This is a genomic window from Sphingomonas hankookensis (genome assembly GCF_028551275.1).
Classification (GTDB): Bacteria; Pseudomonadota; Alphaproteobacteria; order Sphingomonadales; family Sphingomonadaceae; genus Sphingomonas; species Sphingomonas hankookensis_A.
The window spans coordinates 388,152-402,951 of sequence record NZ_CP117025.1 but is presented as its reverse complement, the minus strand read 5'-3'; the positions used below and the strand labels follow the sequence as shown (position 1 = coordinate 402,951).

The window sequence follows — 14,800 nt, the reverse complement described above, 5'->3', positions numbered from 1 at the left end:
ATCATTGCTCGGGGGAAACGTTGCAACGGCCATGCCAAAGTGCCGTACCACCAATTTTCAGGCGTTGGCGGCGCGGTTGCCGGATTAACGAGCGGTTAATTTGTGCAGCGCGTCACGACTGCCCGTTTTTCAGGCAGGCCCGTCGGCCGCGTCGAGGATTGCGCGCGCCGCATCCAGATCGTCGTCATCGACCATCACCCGCACGGGGATCAGCAGCCAGCTGCCATCGCCGATGCTCGCCTCGCCATCGAAGGCGACCGCCGGCACGCCCTCGCTTTCCAGCCGCCCGACGATGATCTGCGCCTCGACCCGCGGAAACCGCCCCAGTTCGGCCAGCGGCATCAGGCGGTGCCGCCGACGGTCAGCCCGTCGATCAGCAGCGTCGGCTGCCCGACCCCTGCCGGCACCGACTGCCCGGCCTTGCCGCACATGCCGATCCCTTCGTCCAGCGCAAAGTCGTTGCCGATGCCCCGCACCTGCTTCAACACTTCCGGCCCGTCGCCGATCAGCGTCGCGCCCTTGATCGGCGCACCGATCCGGCCATTCTCGACCCGGTACGCCTCGGTGCAGGAAAACACGAACTTGCCCGACACGATGTCGACCTGGCCCCCGCCGAACGACTTGGCGAAGATGCCGTTCTTCACCCGCGACAGCAGCTCGGCGGGGTCATCCTTCCCCCCGGTCATGAAGGTGTTGGTCATCCGCGGCATCGGCGCATGGGAAAAGTCCTGACGCCGCCCGTTGCCGGTCGGCGCGACGCCCATCAGCCGCGCGTTCAGCCGGTCGTGGATATAGCCCTTCAGGATGCCGTCCTCGATCAGGATATTCTCCTGCGTCGGCGTACCCTCGTCATCGATGCTCAGCGACCCGCGCCGGTCGGCGATCGATCCGTCGTCGATGACGGTCACGCCCGGTGCCGCCACCCGCTCGCCGATGCGGCCCGAAAAGGCGCTGGTGCCCTTGCGGTTGAAATCGCCCTCCAAGCCGTGCCCGATCGCCTCGTGCAGCAAAATCCCCGGCCAGCCCGCACCCAGCAGCACCGTCATCTCGCCCGCCGGCGCGTCGACCGCCTCCAGATTGACCAGCGCTTGGCCCAGCGCCACGTCGATCGCCCGGTTCCACGTCGCGTCGGCGAACAAGGATTCGTACAGATAGCGCCCGCCGATCCCGAAGCTGCCCGTTTCGCGCCGCCCGTTCGCCTCGACCACGATCGACACGTTCAACCGCACCAGCGGCCGGACATCGGTGGCGACGAAGCCATCGGGCCGCACGATCTCGACCACCGTCCACGACCCCATCAGGCTCGCCGACACTTGGCACACGCGCGGATCGCGCGCCCGAGCGGCGGCATCGATCGACTGGCACAGCGCGACCTTGTCGGCGAAGGGGATCAGGTCGAGCGGATCGGCGGCGGTATAGAGATGCCTATTGTTGCCGCGCGGCGGCGGTGCCTTCGCCCCCTTGGCCGGATCGATCAGCGCCATCGTCTCGCCGGCCCGGCGGATCGCCGCCTCGGACAGCTCGTTGGCGTGCGCAAAGGCGGTCGTCTCCCCCGAAACGCCACGCAGCCCGAACCCGGCATGGGTATCGTAGGACGCGGTCTTCAGCCGCCCGTCGTCGAAGCCGAACGCCTCGGACCGGCGATACTGGAGATAGAGTTCGCCATCCTCGACATTGGCCAGCGTCGCCTGCGTGGCGCGGAGCGCAGCGGCGGGGTCGAGGTCGCCGGAATAGAGGTACGAGCGGGGATCGGTCGGGGTCATGCGGCCAATATAGGGCGGCGGCGGCGTGGGGGAATGGGGTGTCGGTCCCCGGTGTGCGGGACGAGCGACCACGTTGCCTTTGGGCGTGCCGGCACATAGCGTTCGCCCATGCACGAGCGCGACGTCAGCTACTCGATCTATGCTTTCGCCGTTCTGGCCTTTGCGGGGTTGAGCGGCCTGTCGACGGTCCTCGGCGCGGTAGCGGCCGGCGATCCGCCGAACCTGCCGTTCCTTGTCCTGACATTGTTGTGCCTGGCGAGTGCGCTCTGGCTTGCCTGGCGTCTGGTGCCGGGCCTTCATGCCATGGCCCACAGCATCGCCCCGGCGGAACGGCGCGTCGGCCGGTTATGGCTCTCCGCGATGTCGTGCGGCCTGCTGGGCGGCGGCGCGCTGGCGTTACTGGCGTCGGACGCAAACGCCATGCTCGACAGCCGGAACGATTGGATGGTCTATGGTGGTTGCGCCCTTCTGGGGACGTCATTCCTGCTCGCGTTTCTTGGCAGCGTGATGGTCCGCCCTATGCCTGACAACGAAGCCTGACGGCGTCTTTTCAGCTTTTGCGATATCGGGCCTCCCCCCAAGCCAAAGTCGTCGCCATTCCTGCCCCGTGCCGCCGTCAGCTGCCGACGTAGCCGGGGTCGCGTTCCAGTGCTTGCAGCCACGGGCGGTCGGCCATAGGCTGAAGAACTTGAAGGGTGGAGCATCGACGAATGAAGCAGAAATTTCAGACGGCGGCTAACACAGCGCTGGTCGTGTTCGGCATCTGTACGGCGCTCAAATGGGGCAGCGGCGCGGCCTATGCCGTCGGCGTCTGGGTCGGCGCACACTGACGGCACGGCGCGACCGGATCCAGGCGGTGGAGGCCGAGGAGCAGGAACCAACTGGCCTGCTGCCGGCAAGCCCGCTGCGCCGCCGGGTGTTCCTCATCTGCATGGCGGTGGTTGCCATCTCCATCGTGATGCAGCTGGTATGGGCGGTGCAACGGCACTTCTGACCTAAACCGTCACCCCAGCGAAGGCTGGGGTCTCTCGCGGCGCTCGTCCCGCGCGATCGCCGAAATACCCGGCCTGCGCGCGGATGACGTTGGGGCGGGGTAAGGAAACAGTCTCACCGCCGCGGCAAAGCCGCGTCGTCGGTCGGCGGGCAACGGCGAGCTTGCCCGCCGCCGGCCGGGCGCGGGCCTTGCTGGTCGTCCGAACTACGTTCGGCCTTACCGGCCCGCGCCGTCCCCATGATCCTTCAACTGGCTGTGATCCGCCCCATCCGCCGGCCCGCCGACCAGCACGAAGCGCCGGTCGCAATAACCGCAATCGACATAGCCCGTCTCGTCGATCTGCAACCACACGCGCGGGTGGCCGAGCGCGGGGGCGATGTCGCCGGCGCCGTCGCAGGCGACGCGGGGGGTGGTGACGCGGAGGAGTTCGGGCGGAGGCAGCATGTCTGCGCGAATAGCAACGGTGCGAAGCCTCGACAAGTCGATGCTTCCCTTGGGGCCCCCACGGGCGTATCGGCAACCCCCATGGAAACCCAAGCCGCCATTTCGATCCGCGACCTGTGCAAGACCTATGCAGCGGGGAAGGGCGGCGCTGCGCCCAAGGTGGCACTCGACGGCGTGTCGTTCGACGTGCCCCGCGGCCAGATCTTCGGGCTGCTCGGCCCCAACGGCGCGGGCAAGTCGACGCTGATCAACACGCTGGCCGGCCTCGTCAACAAGACCAGCGGCAGCGCGTCGATCTGGGGCTTCGACATCGACCAGCACCCGCGCAATGCGAAGGCGTCGATCGGCATCGTCAACCAGGAAATCCTGTTCGATCCGTTCTTCACCCCTGCCGAAACGCTGGAGATCCAGGCCGGCCTCTACGGCGTGCCCAAGGGCCAGCGCCGCACCATGGACCTGCTGCGCGCGGTGCATCTGGAGGACAAGGCCAACGCCTATGCCCGGACGCTCTCGGGCGGCATGAAGCGGCGGCTGATGGTGGCGAAGGCGATGGTCCATTCGCCCCCGGTCCTCGTCCTCGACGAACCGACTGCCGGCGTCGATATCCAGCTGCGCAACCAGCTGTGGGACTATGTCCGCGAACTCAATGCGGCGGGCGTGACGGTGGTGCTGACGACGCACTATCTGGAAGAGGCCGAGCAGCTCTGCGACCGTATCGCCATCATCAACCATGGCCGCGTCGTCGCCAACCAGCCGACTCGCGAACTCCTCGGCATGGCACAGGAAAAGGCGGTCGAACTGACCCTCGACCGCGACGTCGCCGACCTGCCCGATGCCAGCTGCTTCGAAAAGGTCGAGCGCAAGGGCGACCGGCTGCTGGCGATCACCTATCGCAAGGACGTCGCCAATGCCGGCGAGGTTCTCGCGGCGGTGACCGCACAGGGCTACGGCATCGTCGACGTCGTAACGCGCGAAGCGGACCTCGAGGACGTGTTCCTCAACCTGACGAACAGCTGAGCGGCCCGTACCGCGCGCTCCGTACCCCCGCGCAGGCGGGGGTCCAGGGCGTCAGACGCTACCGCTCGCCTGCTTGGCTCTGGATCCCCGCCTGCGCGGGGGTACGGCAAGCGTGCAGCATCCATTCCCTCTTTGTTCTTGCGCTGTCTCGTACCGTAGCGCATTGTAAACCCGCGCAATGTCGGACCCCACCCGCAAGATCATCCATGTCGACATGGACGCCTTCTTCGCGTCGGTCGAGCAGCGTGATGCCCCCGAGCTGAAGGGCAAGCCGGTCGCGGTCGGCGGGTCGAGCGGGCGCGGGGTGGTCGCCGCCGCCTCCTACGAAGCGCGCGTGTTCGGGGTGCGCTCCGCCATGCCCTCGGTCACCGCGCTGCGCCGCTGTCCCGACCTGATCTTCGTCCGCCCCCGCTTCGAGGTCTACAAGGCCGTCAGCCAGCAGATCCGCGCGATCTTCCTCGACTATACCGATCTGGTCGAGCCGCTGTCGCTCGACGAAGCCTATCTCGACGTCACCGCCAACCGGCTCGGCCTGCCCAGCGCCACCGCGACCGCCGAGGAAATTCGCGCCCGCATCCTCGACACCACCGGCCTCACCGCATCGGCGGGGATCAGCTACAACAAGTTCCTCGCCAAGCTCGCCTCCGACATGAACAAGCCCAACGGCCAGTTCGTGATCCCCGTAAAGGCCGGCCCGCGCGTCGTCGCGTCGCTCCCGGTCGGCAAGTTCCACGGCATCGGCCCCAAGACGGTGGAGCGCATGGAGGCACTCGGCATCCGCACCGGCGCCGACCTTGCGGCATGGAGCCTTCCCGACCTGCAACGCACCTTCGGCAAGGCGGGCAGCTGGTATCACGGCATCGCCCGCGCCGAGGATCACCGCCCGGTCCGGCCCAACCGCGTGCGCAAGTCGTCCGGCTCCGAAACCACCTTCCACCACGACCTGACCGACCCGGAAGCGATCGAGGAGCGGGTGCTGGCGATGGCCGACGACGTGTGGGACTGGGTCGAAAAGACCGGCCAGCACGGTCGCACCGTCACCGTGAAGGCGAAATACGCCGATTTCCGCATCGTCACCCGCAGCCGCACGCTCTCCGCCCCCGTCGCCGACCGCGCGACACTCCACGCCACGGCCCGCAGCCTGATCGCGACGCTCTACCCTTTACGCATGGGATTGCGGCTGGTCGGGGTAACGATGGCCGGCTTTGGCGCGGGCGAAGGCCCGAGTGGCCAGCTGGACCTGTTGTAGTGACCGCCCAGCCCGTACCCCCGCGCAGGCGGGGGCCCAGAGCCACAGGCGCCTACGGGAGTTTGCTTGGCCCTGGATCCCCGCCTGCGCGGGGATACGGCGCGCAACACTTTGACGCACCGGCCCAACCCGCCTACAACACCCGCGTCCCCGGGGGAGCGTTCCGTCACGCTTGAGAGGAAGGCCGCAGCCTTCGACCCGCTGAACCTGATCCGGCTGACACCGGCGTAGGGAGGGAGCGGCATCACGAGTCCCGCCCCCTCCGCATGGAGTGGAATATGGCAGACATCCCCGCAAAGACCGAAATCGGCGTAACGACAGGCCCGATCCGTGGCAGCCGCAAGATTCACGTCGGCCCCCTGAACGTCGCGATGCGCGCGATCGACCTCGATCCCTCTTCAGGCGAACCGCCGCTCAACGTCTACGACACGTCGGGGCCGTACACCGACCCGAACGCGCGCATCGACATCATGGCCGGCCTGCCGCAGCTCCGCCGCGACTGGATTCTCGCGCGCGGCGACGTCGAATCTTACGACGCCCGCGAAATCCGCCCCGAGGATAACGGCCAGCTCGGCCCCGATCGTTCGGGCGGCGTCCAGCCCTTGCCCAACGTCGTCAAGCGGCCGCTCCGCGCCAAGGCGGGGATGAACGTCAGCCAGATGCACTATGCCCGCCGCGGCATCATCACCCCCGAGATGGAATATGTCGCGACCCGCGAAAATCTCGGCCGCGAGATGCTGCGCGAGTACGTCCGCGACGGCGAGAGCTTCGGCGCGGCCATCCCCGATTACGTGACCCCCGAATTCGTCCGCGACGAAGTGGCGCGCGGCCGGGCGATCATCCCCAACAACATCAACCATCCCGAAACCGAACCGATGGCGATCGGCCGCAATTTCCTGGTCAAGATCAACGCGAACATCGGCAACAGCGCGGTCGCATCGAACGTCGCCGCCGAAGTCGACAAGCTCGTCTGGTCGATCCGCTGGGGTGCCGACACGGTCATGGACCTGTCGACCGGCCGCAACATCCACGACACCCGCGAATGGATCCTGCGCAACTCGCCCGTCCCGATCGGCACCGTGCCGATCTATCAGGCGCTGGAAAAGGTCGGCGGCATCGCCGAGGAACTGACCTGGGACATCTTCCGCGACACGCTGATCGAACAGGCCGAACAGGGGGTGGATTACTTCACCATCCACGCCGGCGTCCGCCTGCCGTACATCCCGATGACCGCGAAGCGCGTGACCGGCATCGTCTCGCGCGGCGGGTCGATCATGGCCAAATGGTGCCTCGCCCATCATCGCGAATCGTTCCTCTACGAACATTTCGACGAGATTACGGAGATCATGAAGGCGTATGACATCGCCTATTCGCTGGGCGATGGCCTGCGCCCCGGTTCGATCGCCGACGCCAATGACGAAGCGCAGTTCAGCGAACTCTATACGCTGGGCGAACTGACCCACCGCGCCTGGGCGCAGGACGTGCAGGTCATGATCGAAGGCCCCGGCCATGTGCCGATGCACAAGATCAAGGAGAATATGGACAAGCAGCTGCAGGTCTGCGGCGAAGCGCCCTTCTATACGCTGGGGCCGCTCACCACCGACATCGCGCCCGGTTACGACCATATCACCAGCGGCATCGGTGCGGCGATGATCGGCTGGTACGGCACGGCGATGCTCTGCTACGTCACGCCCAAGGAGCATCTGGGCCTGCCCGACCGCGACGATGTGAAGGTCGGCGTGGTGACCTACAAGCTCGCCGCCCACGCCGCCGATCTGGCAAAGGGTCACCCCGCCGCCAAGATGCGCGACGATGCCCTCAGCCGCGCCCGCTTCGAATTCCGCTGGCGCGACCAGTTCAACCTGTCGCTCGACCCCGATACGGCGGAAAGCTACCACGACCAGACGCTCCCGGCCGAAGGCGCCAAGACCGCGCATTTCTGTTCGATGTGCGGCCCCAAATTCTGCTCGATGAAGATCACGCAGGAAGTGCGCGACTTCGCCGCGAAGCAGAACGCCCCGGCGGATACGTTCCTCGCCGCCGACAAGGTGGACGCCGACCGCGCGTTGTTCGCGAACGGCACCGCAGCGGCCGAAGCCGGCATGGCGGAAATGAGCGAGAAGTTCCGCGAGAAGGGTGGGGAGGTTTACCTGCCGGCGGAGTGAGGTGGAGGGTGGGGCGTACACCCCACCCGGCAACCGTTCGTCCTGAGTAGTCGCTGAGCTTGTCGAAGCGACGTATCGAAGGACCGTCTGAGGCGGATGCTTCGATACGGGTCTTCGACTTCGCTCAGCCCCTACTCAGCACGAGCGGTTGTGTTGAAAGTGCCACCCCAAAGATCCTCCCCGCTATGCGGGGAGGGGGACCATGCGCAGCATGGTGGAGGGGCGCGGCCGCGAGCGGGACGGTGGTAAAGCCACCGCCCCGCCGCAACTTCAGATCAGGGGCACTCGGGCAGGCTGAGCAGGTTGTTCGGCTGCTCGCCGTCGTTCTCGGTCTTGAGATATTTGTTGCCCGCTGCGCTTCGGGCAACCTCCACCCACGCAATCGAGCCGCCGACATTGGTGTAGAAGCGCCACCTACCAGTTTCGATCTCGATGATCGCTTGCTGCTGTGTGAGTTTCCAGCGCGTCGGATAACCGCCTCCCACATGGGAGATGCGGTCATAGGCGCTGCTACGATAGGTTTTGTTGATGCATTGGATTTCGGCAGTCTGTGTCATATCGCGCTCCGGCGATCCCGTGCGCAGACGCCTGCACGGTTGATTGCGTCGCGAAGGTCCACTAAACTCCTAGGGCTTACCAAGCACCGGAGAGTGGGCGTCTGCCTCCTCCGCTAGGGGTCACTTCCGTTGGCGCGGTTGTGGCCCCAATTCTTTTGGCCGAAGACAATGGCCAATCGCCATCACCTGCACAGCCTAATTTCGTCCCCGCAAGCGGCGGGGGAGAACCCGGTGTTTGCTTTTGTCCGGGGCGATCCCCACGATAGTTATGAGGGAACCTACGCCACTTAACCCACCAATCAAGTAAAATCTATAAGCGATCTGTATCTGCTTATGTCCGTTCGGACGAATATGAAAATGCGTGATCCATGTTCCAGAGGGTTCGGCAGATACGGCACCGAGGAACTGCGCTTCAGGGGAAAGCTACGCCCCGCTCGAACCCGCGCACCGACGCCAACAACCGCTCAGCATTCTTCGGCGACCGCAGCAGATACAGCGTCTCCTCGATCGACGCCCATTCGCTCGCTGCAATCATCACGACGCCCTCGCCACGCCGGCGGGTGATCGCCACCGGCATCCGGTCGGCGACGACCCGGTCCATGACCGCTTTCAGATCGGCACGCGCGGCGGACAGGCTGATTGATTCCATCCGCCGAGTGTACCGGAACCGACGCCCACTGCAACGCATCCCCCAAAAACCACTGTCCTACAAGTTCCCAATATGTTCCCCTGCCCTCCATGCACGCCAACACCCAGCTCCCGGAGCATTCGCCCGCGCCCGCACCGGCGCTCGACCCCTCGAACCTGACGGTCCCGTCCGAGACGCCGTATCTCGACGCCAACGGCTATGACCCGGCCGCCTATCAATGGGTCCCGGTCCTGCGCAAACCGCGCAGCGACGGCTGGTCCGAAGCCAAGCAGCGCGACTTTATCGAGGCGCTCGCCGATGGCGGATCGGTCGCCGAAGCCGCCCGCGCCGTCCACATGTCGGCCAGCAGCGCCTATCGCCTGCGTCGCTCGCCCGGTGGCGAGGCGTTCGCCCGCGCCTGGGATGCGGCGGTTGCGCAAGCGGTAGGCATGCTGGTCGACGTCGCGTTCGACCGGGCGATCAACGGCACCGTCGAACCGGTGCTCGACGCCGATGGCCGCCGCGTCGGGTCGAAGCATCGCCCCGGCGACCGGATGTTGATGTTCCTGCTCGCCGCCCATTATCCCGACCGCTACGGCAAGCAGCAGCGCCGCCGCCCGGCCCCCGGCGAGGCGGAGGCACCGCCCCCGGCCTCGGCGCAAAGCGTGGCGGCGGCGCTCGACGCGCTTTCCCCCGTCACCCCGGCCGAGCCCGAAAAGCTGATGTCGCCCGCCGATCTCGACGTCGCGATCCAGGTCGCCGACCTCAGTGACGGCCGCCTGCCCGGCTGGCTCGACCCCGATCGCCGTATCAAGCCCGTCGCGCGCAAGCGGGTCGAACCGCCGCTCCACGACGCGCTCGCCGCCGCGTTGGCCGCGCAGGACGACATCTATATCGGCGAACCCGGTCCCTTGGGCGAAGCGTTCGAGGTCGAGCTCGAACTCGCCAAGCGCGGCATCGTCGTGCCCCGCCCCAAACCGAACCGCCGCGCCCGCCGCGCGCAGCGACGAGTGTGAACTTAGTGAACTTTGGACGGGAAACGCGCTGTGGAATTTCAACCGTCGACCCCAACCGCCACGAACGTCACCCCAGCGCAGGCTGGGGTCTTCCGGTTGTAGCGCACGGCAAGCGCCGCTTGAGACCCCAGCCTCCGCCGGGGTGACGGTTCCGTGCGTGAAAACCGCCACCCCTCTCGTCACCCCGGGCTTGACCCGGGGTCCCGCTTCTTCTTCTGCCGCCGTCGCAAGAAAGCGGGACCCCGGATCAAGTCCGGGGTGACGGGACAGTAGCTGGCCGCCGTCACATGCAAAAAGGGGCGCCGCGATCCCGCAGCGCCCCCTTTCGGTCCTTCATGCCGCGTGACGCGACTTACATCGCGTTGCGCACGGCCTGTTCGACCTGGGCATTGTCGTCGTCGTCGGCCTTGTCGGCGGCGTCCTCGCCCATGTCGCGGACGTTCTCAGCCTGTGCTTCCAGCGCGTCCGAAACCTGTTCGTTGCTGGTCATGTCGGCCTGGTCTTCCAGCGCGTCGGCGCGGTTCTCGGTCATCGCCTCGATATTGTCGGCGGCCTTGTCGTCGGCATTGCCACCGCACGCGCCCAGCAGCATCAGCGCGGCCAGGCCGGTCGCCGTCATCATCGTCTTCATGGCAATTCCCTCTTTGATCCCGCCCCTGTGGCGGACAAGCGTGTTCAATCGCTTGGAAGGGCCGATGGTTCCGTCTGCGTATCGAGCGGGGGGATCGCCCAGTCGATGCTGCCGCGTCCCTGCGCCTCGAGGAACGCGTTCGCCTGGCTGAACGGGCGGCTGCCGAACCACCCGCTATGCGCCGACAGCGGGGAGGGGTGGCGGCTTTTCAGCACCAGATGCCGCCCCCCGGCGGAAACGTCGCGGACGAAGCCCGCCTTCTTCTGGGCATGCGCGCCCCATAGCAGGAAGACGCTCGGCCGGCCCTGTTCGGCGACGGCATGGACCACCGCATCGGTCAGCGCCTCCCACCCCCGGCCGGCATGGGCGGCGGCGCGGCCCTGCTCGACGGTCAGCACCGCGTTCAGCAGCAGCACCCCCTGCCGCGCCCAATGCTCCAGAAAGCCGTGCGCGGGCGGCACTACGCCCAAGTCGCTGTGCAGCTCCTTGTAGATGTTGCGCAGCGACGGCGGCACCGCCACCCCCGGCCGCACCGAAAAGGACAGCCCATGCGCCTGTCCCGGCCCGTGATAGGGGTCCTGCCCCAGGATCACGACCCGCACCTTGTCGAGCGGGGTGAGGGAGAGTGCGGTGAACCAGTCGGCGCTGTGCGGCAGGATGCGCTTCCCCGCCGCCTTCTCGGCCTTCAGATAGTCGCGCAGCGCCGCCATCCCCGGACTGGCAAAGACGGGGCCGAGCGCGTCCGCCCAGCTCGGGTCGATCGCGCTCGGGATCATGCCCGCTTGCGCACGAACTCGGCGCGCAGCACCAGCCCCTTGATCCCGTCGAACTTGCAGTCGATCTCCTGCGCATCGCCGGTCAGGCGGATCGACTTGATGAGCGTCCCGCGCTTGAGCGTCTGCCCCGCGCCCTTGACGGTCAGGTCCTTGATCAGCGTCACCTGATCGCCATCGGCCAGCACATTGCCCACCGCATCGCGCACCACGACCGCGTCGTCATCGGCCGGCGCGGCGGCGACCTGCGACGCCGGCATCCACTCGCCGCTCGCTTCGTCATAGATATAGTCGTCGTCGCTCATGGCCTGGCCCTTTCGATCCGCTCACGCGGATGCGGTGCCAGCCCGCTCCCCCACCCATCACCATACTGGCGTAGGTGGTGGGGCGGGGGAGCGGGCCGGCACCGCCTCTCATGATCGAAGGCGTAGCCGAGCGACCACGGTCAGAACAACCCCGGCACCTCGCGCTGCGCCGTGTTCGGCCGGGCAGGCTGCAGCAGCGTGCGCTCGTCGAAGCGCACCGTCTCGCGCTGCGCGCTGCTGCCGGTCGAGGCGGAGATGCGGCTGCACGTACGGCCCGCAAGGAAGTCGAGCGCGCGGGCGACCGACTGTTCGCGATTGTCGCCCAGCGGATAGCTGATGTCGTCGCTCGCCTGGCAGGTATTGGGCACCGTCGTCGCGAGGCCGTCATAATAGGCCGCCGACCGCGCCGAATTCTGCACCGCCAGCGCGACGATGCGCAGCCGGTCGTCGCAGTTCGCCCGGTCGACCGGGATCTGTCCGACCGGCTTGCCATAAGTGTTGGTGCCGATCAGCGCCATGTTGTTGCCGAGATAGGGCACGAAGCCGTTGATGACGAGCTCGCTGGCCGATGCGGTCCGCCCGGTGCCGATAAAGGCGATCTTGGTCGGGGTAACCGACTGGGCGGTCGGCGCGAAATACTTGACCGTGTTGCGCGACGCCTTTTCGGGACGATAGCTGGTATAGCTATACACGTCGTTCGTCGACTTGCCGCCGCCCATCAGGTCGCCCATCAGGTTCGCGATCGAGATCAGCCCGCCGCCATTGTAGCGGAAGTCGATGATGAACTCGTTGATGCCCTGCGCCCGGAAACTGGCAAAGGCGTCCTTGAGCGGTGCCTCGGCCGAATCGATGAAGGTGCGCAGGTTGATATAGCCGACCTTCTTGCCGCCGTCGGTCAGCACCTTGGCGCCATAGCGGGTGGAGACGGGCAGGAGCGAGAAGTCGGTCTGGGTCACCGTCGCGGTCTTGGTCTCGCCCGCGATGGTGCGGAACTGGAACACCCGCGCCGTGCCCGGCGTATCGGGGCCAAGTGCCGCGTTCAGCCCGGCGGTCCCTTCCGAATCGATGATCGTCGATACGTTGCGCAAATTGCTGGTCGACGTGCCGATCTGCAGGATCTCGGTCCCGCGATCGATCCCGGCGCCCAGCGCCGGCGCGTCTTCGAACGATTCGATCACGAACAGCCGCCGCCCGGTCTGGTCGAGCGCGAAGCGGGTGCCGAACCCGGCGGTCGCGCCCGAGCTGTAATAGGCATCCTCTTCCTTGATCGACGTCAGATAGGTGAAATACCGGTCCTTGCGCTGCGCCCGCGCCGTCGCGGTCAGCGAATCGATATAGTCGTCGACGTTCGAGAACGCCGCCGGATTGGGATTGGCCGGCAGCGTTTCGGGGAAGAGATACCATTCGCGCAGCTGCGCGAGCGCCCAGTCCTGCCGCTCGCGCAGCGAACAGCCCGCCGTGGTCGTCGGGGTGGGGGTCGGCGTGGCGGTGGGCGCCGGGGTCGGCGCCGGACTGCCGCCGGTCACGCTGCCCCCGCCACCACCGCCGCCGCCACAGGCCGACAGTATCGCCAACACGCCCAACGCCGCCCCGATCCGTACCCGCATCACATCCACTCCATGAACTGACGCCAGCCTAGATGGCTGGATGACGAAGGGAAGGGGGATTCGCCGTCCGGTCCCGTTCGAACAGCGACAATGCTGCGCCCATGCTGATCGCCGGCTGAACAGGCGGGACCAGTCGCCACAACTGTTGCGGTCGGACCACAATGGCGAACGGCGTCATCGTGGCGTTCAGTATTTCTTTGCGCTTTCGCGGCATAGCGGGTGGGTGTCGGATTGCCTTACACCTGTATCGGGATCGCCGCGATGATTCGGCTGTTCAAGCATTACATCCCCCATGCCGTGCTGCTGCTCGGCCTGCTCGACATCGCCGCGCTGCTCGTGGCGGCCGAACTGGGCTGGATCACGCGCGCGATGCAGATCGGCATGGCGGTGGAGCCGATCCACACCCGCATCCCGCAATTGGCGAGCTTCGCGCTCAGCCTGGAAATCGCGATGGTCGCGGTCGGGGTGTACGGCACCGACGCGCTGCAATCGGTGAAGTTCGCCGCTGCGCGCCTGATCGTGGCGATCCTGCTGGGCGTCATCTTCCTCGCGGTGCTGTTCTTCGTGGCGCCGGGCATCACCTTCTGGCGCTCGAACCTGCTCTATGCGGTCGGCTTCGCCGCGGTGCTCCTGCTCCTGCTGCGCATCGTCACCGGCACGCTGCTGGGCGGACAGGCGTTCAAGCGGCGGGTGATCGTGCTGGGCGCCGGCCCGCGCGCACAGCGGCTCAAGGACCTCGGCCAGCGCCCCGGTGCGGGCTTCGTCGTCGTCGGCTATATCGCGATGAGCGAGGCGAACCGGGTCATCCCCGAAGCGATCGCCCGCGACGCGATCTACAACCTCGCCGACCATGTCGTGCTGCTCGGCGCCTCCGAAGTCGTGCTGGCGCTGGAGGAGCGGCGCAACGCGCTGCCGCTCAAGGACCTGCTGCGCATCCGCACGACGGGCGTGCACGTCAACGAAATCTCGACCTTCCTCGAACGCGAGACGGGCCGCGTCGACCTCGACAGCGTCAACCCGTCATGGCTGATCTTTTCGGACGGCTTCTCGTCGGGGCGGATGGTGTCGAGCGTGTTCAAGCGGATGTTCGACATCGCCGCCAGCCTGCTGCTGCTCGCGCTGACGCTGCCGGTGATCCTGCTGGCGGCGCTGGCGGTGAAGCTCGACAGCCGCGGACCGGTCTTCTACCGCCAGCGCCGCGTCGGGCTGTACAGCAGCGGCTTCGACATCCCCAAGCTGCGCTCGATGCGCACCGATGCGGAGGCGGCCGGTTCGGCCGTCTGGGCCGAAAAGAACGACCCGCGCATCACCCGGATCGGCCGCATCCTGCGCAAGACGCGGATCGACGAACTGCCGCAATGCTGGAGCGTGCTGATCGGCGAGATGAGCTTTGTCGGCCCCCGCCCCGAACGCCCCGAATTCGTCTCCTCGCTGGAGGAAAAGCTGCCCTATTATGCCGAACGGCACATGGTGAAGCCGGGCATCACCGGCTGGGCGCAGATCAACTATCCCTATGGCGCGTCGATCGACGATGCGCGGCAGAAGCTCGAATACGACCTCTATTATGCCAAGAACTATTCGCCCTTCCTCGACCTGCTGATCCTGCTCCAGACGATCCGGGTCGTGATCTGGTCGGGCGGGGCGCGCTGAT

The 14,800-nt window shown here is 66.8% G+C and carries 16 protein-coding genes and 1 riboswitch; of the genes, 7 read left to right on the top strand and 9 right to left on the bottom strand.

Features of this window, described 5'->3' with window-relative positions; translation table 11 throughout:
* Positions 1 to 129: 129 nt before the first annotated feature.
* Both PPZ50_RS01980 and tldD read right to left on the bottom strand, forming a co-directional pair.
* A complete protein-coding gene (locus tag PPZ50_RS01980; protein WP_066692328.1) occupies positions 130 to 342 on the bottom strand; it encodes a putative signal transducing protein in 213 nt (70 codons plus the stop codon).
* Entirely contained in the window at positions 342 to 1,763 is a 1,422-nt protein-coding gene (gene tldD, locus PPZ50_RS01975) for a metalloprotease TldD (RefSeq protein ID WP_066692326.1), read from the bottom strand. The genes PPZ50_RS01980 and tldD overlap by 1 nt, the downstream gene beginning before the upstream one ends.
* Positions 1,764 to 1,871: 108 nt before the next feature.
* On the opposite strand from tldD, the gene PPZ50_RS01970 reads away from it, so the two are divergent.
* Both PPZ50_RS01970 and PPZ50_RS01965 read left to right on the top strand, forming a co-directional pair.
* Complete coding sequence (locus PPZ50_RS01970; protein WP_066692323.1) at positions 1,872 to 2,303, top strand: hypothetical protein; 432 nt, start codon at positions 1,872 to 1,874, stop codon at positions 2,301 to 2,303.
* 316 nt (positions 2,304 to 2,619) lie between these two features.
* Positions 2,620 to 2,757: a hypothetical protein gene (locus tag PPZ50_RS01965; protein WP_157092775.1), complete on the top strand. Its 138-nt coding sequence runs from the start codon at positions 2,620 to 2,622 to the stop codon at positions 2,755 to 2,757.
* 216 nt (positions 2,758 to 2,973) lie between these two features.
* Here PPZ50_RS01965 and PPZ50_RS01960 read toward each other — a convergent pair whose 3' ends face one another.
* Positions 2,974 to 3,201, bottom strand: a complete 228-nt coding sequence (locus tag PPZ50_RS01960) for a zinc-finger domain-containing protein (protein WP_126012442.1) — start codon at positions 3,199 to 3,201, stop codon at positions 2,974 to 2,976.
* Between the two features lie 81 nt (positions 3,202 to 3,282).
* Between PPZ50_RS01960 and PPZ50_RS01955 the strand changes: the two genes are divergently transcribed.
* The 3 genes from PPZ50_RS01955 to thiC all read left to right on the top strand — a co-directional run bounded on the left by PPZ50_RS01955 (position 3,283) and on the right by thiC (position 7,632).
* On the top strand, positions 3,283 to 4,218 hold the full coding sequence (locus tag PPZ50_RS01955; RefSeq protein ID WP_066692317.1) for an ABC transporter ATP-binding protein: 936 nt from the start codon (positions 3,283 to 3,285) through the stop codon (positions 4,216 to 4,218).
* A 178-nt stretch (positions 4,219 to 4,396) separates the two neighbouring features.
* Positions 4,397 to 5,467, top strand: a complete 1,071-nt coding sequence (dinB, locus tag PPZ50_RS01950; RefSeq protein WP_066692315.1) for a DNA polymerase IV — start codon at positions 4,397 to 4,399, stop codon at positions 5,465 to 5,467.
* A gap of 141 nt (positions 5,468 to 5,608) precedes the next feature.
* Positions 5,609 to 5,718, top strand: a riboswitch (TPP riboswitch).
* Positions 5,719 to 5,745: 27 nt separating this feature from the next.
* Complete coding sequence (gene thiC, locus PPZ50_RS01945; protein WP_066692313.1) at positions 5,746 to 7,632, top strand: phosphomethylpyrimidine synthase ThiC; 1,887 nt, start codon at positions 5,746 to 5,748, stop codon at positions 7,630 to 7,632.
* 275 nt (positions 7,633 to 7,907) lie between these two features.
* Here the strand turns inward: thiC and PPZ50_RS01940 are convergent, their stop codons facing one another.
* Positions 7,908 to 8,189, bottom strand: a complete 282-nt coding sequence (locus PPZ50_RS01940) for a DUF3892 domain-containing protein (RefSeq protein WP_066692311.1) — start codon at positions 8,187 to 8,189, stop codon at positions 7,908 to 7,910.
* Between the two features lie 412 nt (positions 8,190 to 8,601).
* Positions 8,602 to 8,838, bottom strand: coding sequence for a type II toxin-antitoxin system Phd/YefM family antitoxin (locus PPZ50_RS01935; RefSeq protein WP_066692310.1), 237 nt, complete (start codon positions 8,836 to 8,838; stop codon positions 8,602 to 8,604).
* An 89-nt stretch (positions 8,839 to 8,927) separates the two neighbouring features.
* Between PPZ50_RS01935 and PPZ50_RS01930 the strand changes: the two genes are divergently transcribed.
* Positions 8,928 to 9,833, top strand: a complete 906-nt coding sequence (locus tag PPZ50_RS01930; RefSeq protein WP_066692306.1) for a hypothetical protein — start codon at positions 8,928 to 8,930, stop codon at positions 9,831 to 9,833.
* A gap of 352 nt (positions 9,834 to 10,185) precedes the next feature.
* Here the strand turns inward: PPZ50_RS01930 and PPZ50_RS01925 are convergent, their stop codons facing one another.
* From PPZ50_RS01925 to PPZ50_RS01910, 4 genes are all read right to left on the bottom strand, one after another.
* Positions 10,186 to 10,464, bottom strand: coding sequence for a hypothetical protein (locus PPZ50_RS01925; RefSeq protein ID WP_066692303.1), 279 nt, complete (start codon positions 10,462 to 10,464; stop codon positions 10,186 to 10,188).
* A gap of 44 nt (positions 10,465 to 10,508) precedes the next feature.
* Positions 10,509 to 11,240 carry a uracil-DNA glycosylase gene (gene ung / locus PPZ50_RS01920; protein ID WP_066692300.1) on the bottom strand — a complete coding sequence of 244 codons (732 nt, stop codon included), beginning with the start codon at positions 11,238 to 11,240 and terminating at the stop codon, positions 10,509 to 10,511.
* The gene (locus PPZ50_RS01915) at positions 11,237 to 11,542 is read right to left on the bottom strand and encodes an alkylphosphonate utilization protein (protein WP_066692297.1); all 306 of its coding nucleotides are present in this window, start codon (positions 11,540 to 11,542) and stop codon (positions 11,237 to 11,239) included. The genes ung and PPZ50_RS01915 overlap by 4 nt, the downstream gene beginning before the upstream one ends.
* A gap of 140 nt (positions 11,543 to 11,682) precedes the next feature.
* Positions 11,683 to 13,149, bottom strand: a complete 1,467-nt coding sequence (locus tag PPZ50_RS01910; protein WP_066692294.1) for a S41 family peptidase — start codon at positions 13,147 to 13,149, stop codon at positions 11,683 to 11,685.
* A gap of 261 nt (positions 13,150 to 13,410) precedes the next feature.
* Here PPZ50_RS01910 and PPZ50_RS01905 point away from each other — a divergent pair, with 261 nt between their 5' ends.
* Entirely contained in the window at positions 13,411 to 14,799 is a 1,389-nt protein-coding gene (locus PPZ50_RS01905; protein WP_066692291.1) for a TIGR03013 family XrtA/PEP-CTERM system glycosyltransferase, read from the top strand.
* Position 14,800: the final 1 nt, after the last annotated feature.

Excerpts from the sequence above, each read along its gene's own strand:
- PPZ50_RS01980 (WP_066692328.1), bottom strand. The coding sequence starts at position 342 with ATGCCGCTGGCCGAACTGGGGCGGTTTCCGCGGGTCGAGGCGCAGATC.
- tldD (WP_066692326.1), bottom strand. The coding sequence starts at position 1,763 with ATGACCCCGACCGATCCCCGCTCGTACCTCTATTCCGGCGACCTCGAC.
- PPZ50_RS01970 (WP_066692323.1), top strand. The coding sequence starts at position 1,872 with ATGCACGAGCGCGACGTCAGCTACTCGATCTATGCTTTCGCCGTTCTG.
- PPZ50_RS01960 (WP_126012442.1), bottom strand. The coding sequence starts at position 3,201 with ATGCTGCCTCCGCCCGAACTCCTCCGCGTCACCACCCCCCGCGTCGCC.
- PPZ50_RS01955 (WP_066692317.1), top strand. The coding sequence starts at position 3,283 with ATGGAAACCCAAGCCGCCATTTCGATCCGCGACCTGTGCAAGACCTAT.
- dinB (WP_066692315.1), top strand. The coding sequence starts at position 4,397 with ATGTCGGACCCCACCCGCAAGATCATCCATGTCGACATGGACGCCTTC.
- thiC (WP_066692313.1), top strand. The coding sequence starts at position 5,746 with ATGGCAGACATCCCCGCAAAGACCGAAATCGGCGTAACGACAGGCCCG.
- PPZ50_RS01940 (WP_066692311.1), bottom strand. The coding sequence starts at position 8,189 with ATGACACAGACTGCCGAAATCCAATGCATCAACAAAACCTATCGTAGC.
- PPZ50_RS01935 (WP_066692310.1), bottom strand. The coding sequence starts at position 8,838 with ATGGAATCAATCAGCCTGTCCGCCGCGCGTGCCGATCTGAAAGCGGTC.
- PPZ50_RS01930 (WP_066692306.1), top strand. The coding sequence starts at position 8,928 with ATGCACGCCAACACCCAGCTCCCGGAGCATTCGCCCGCGCCCGCACCG.
- PPZ50_RS01925 (WP_066692303.1), bottom strand. The coding sequence starts at position 10,464 with ATGAAGACGATGATGACGGCGACCGGCCTGGCCGCGCTGATGCTGCTG.
- ung (WP_066692300.1), bottom strand. The coding sequence starts at position 11,240 with ATGATCCCGAGCGCGATCGACCCGAGCTGGGCGGACGCGCTCGGCCCC.
- PPZ50_RS01915 (WP_066692297.1), bottom strand. The coding sequence starts at position 11,542 with ATGAGCGACGACGACTATATCTATGACGAAGCGAGCGGCGAGTGGATG.
- PPZ50_RS01910 (WP_066692294.1), bottom strand. The coding sequence starts at position 13,149 with ATGCGGGTACGGATCGGGGCGGCGTTGGGCGTGTTGGCGATACTGTCG.
- PPZ50_RS01905 (WP_066692291.1), top strand. The coding sequence starts at position 13,411 with ATGATTCGGCTGTTCAAGCATTACATCCCCCATGCCGTGCTGCTGCTC.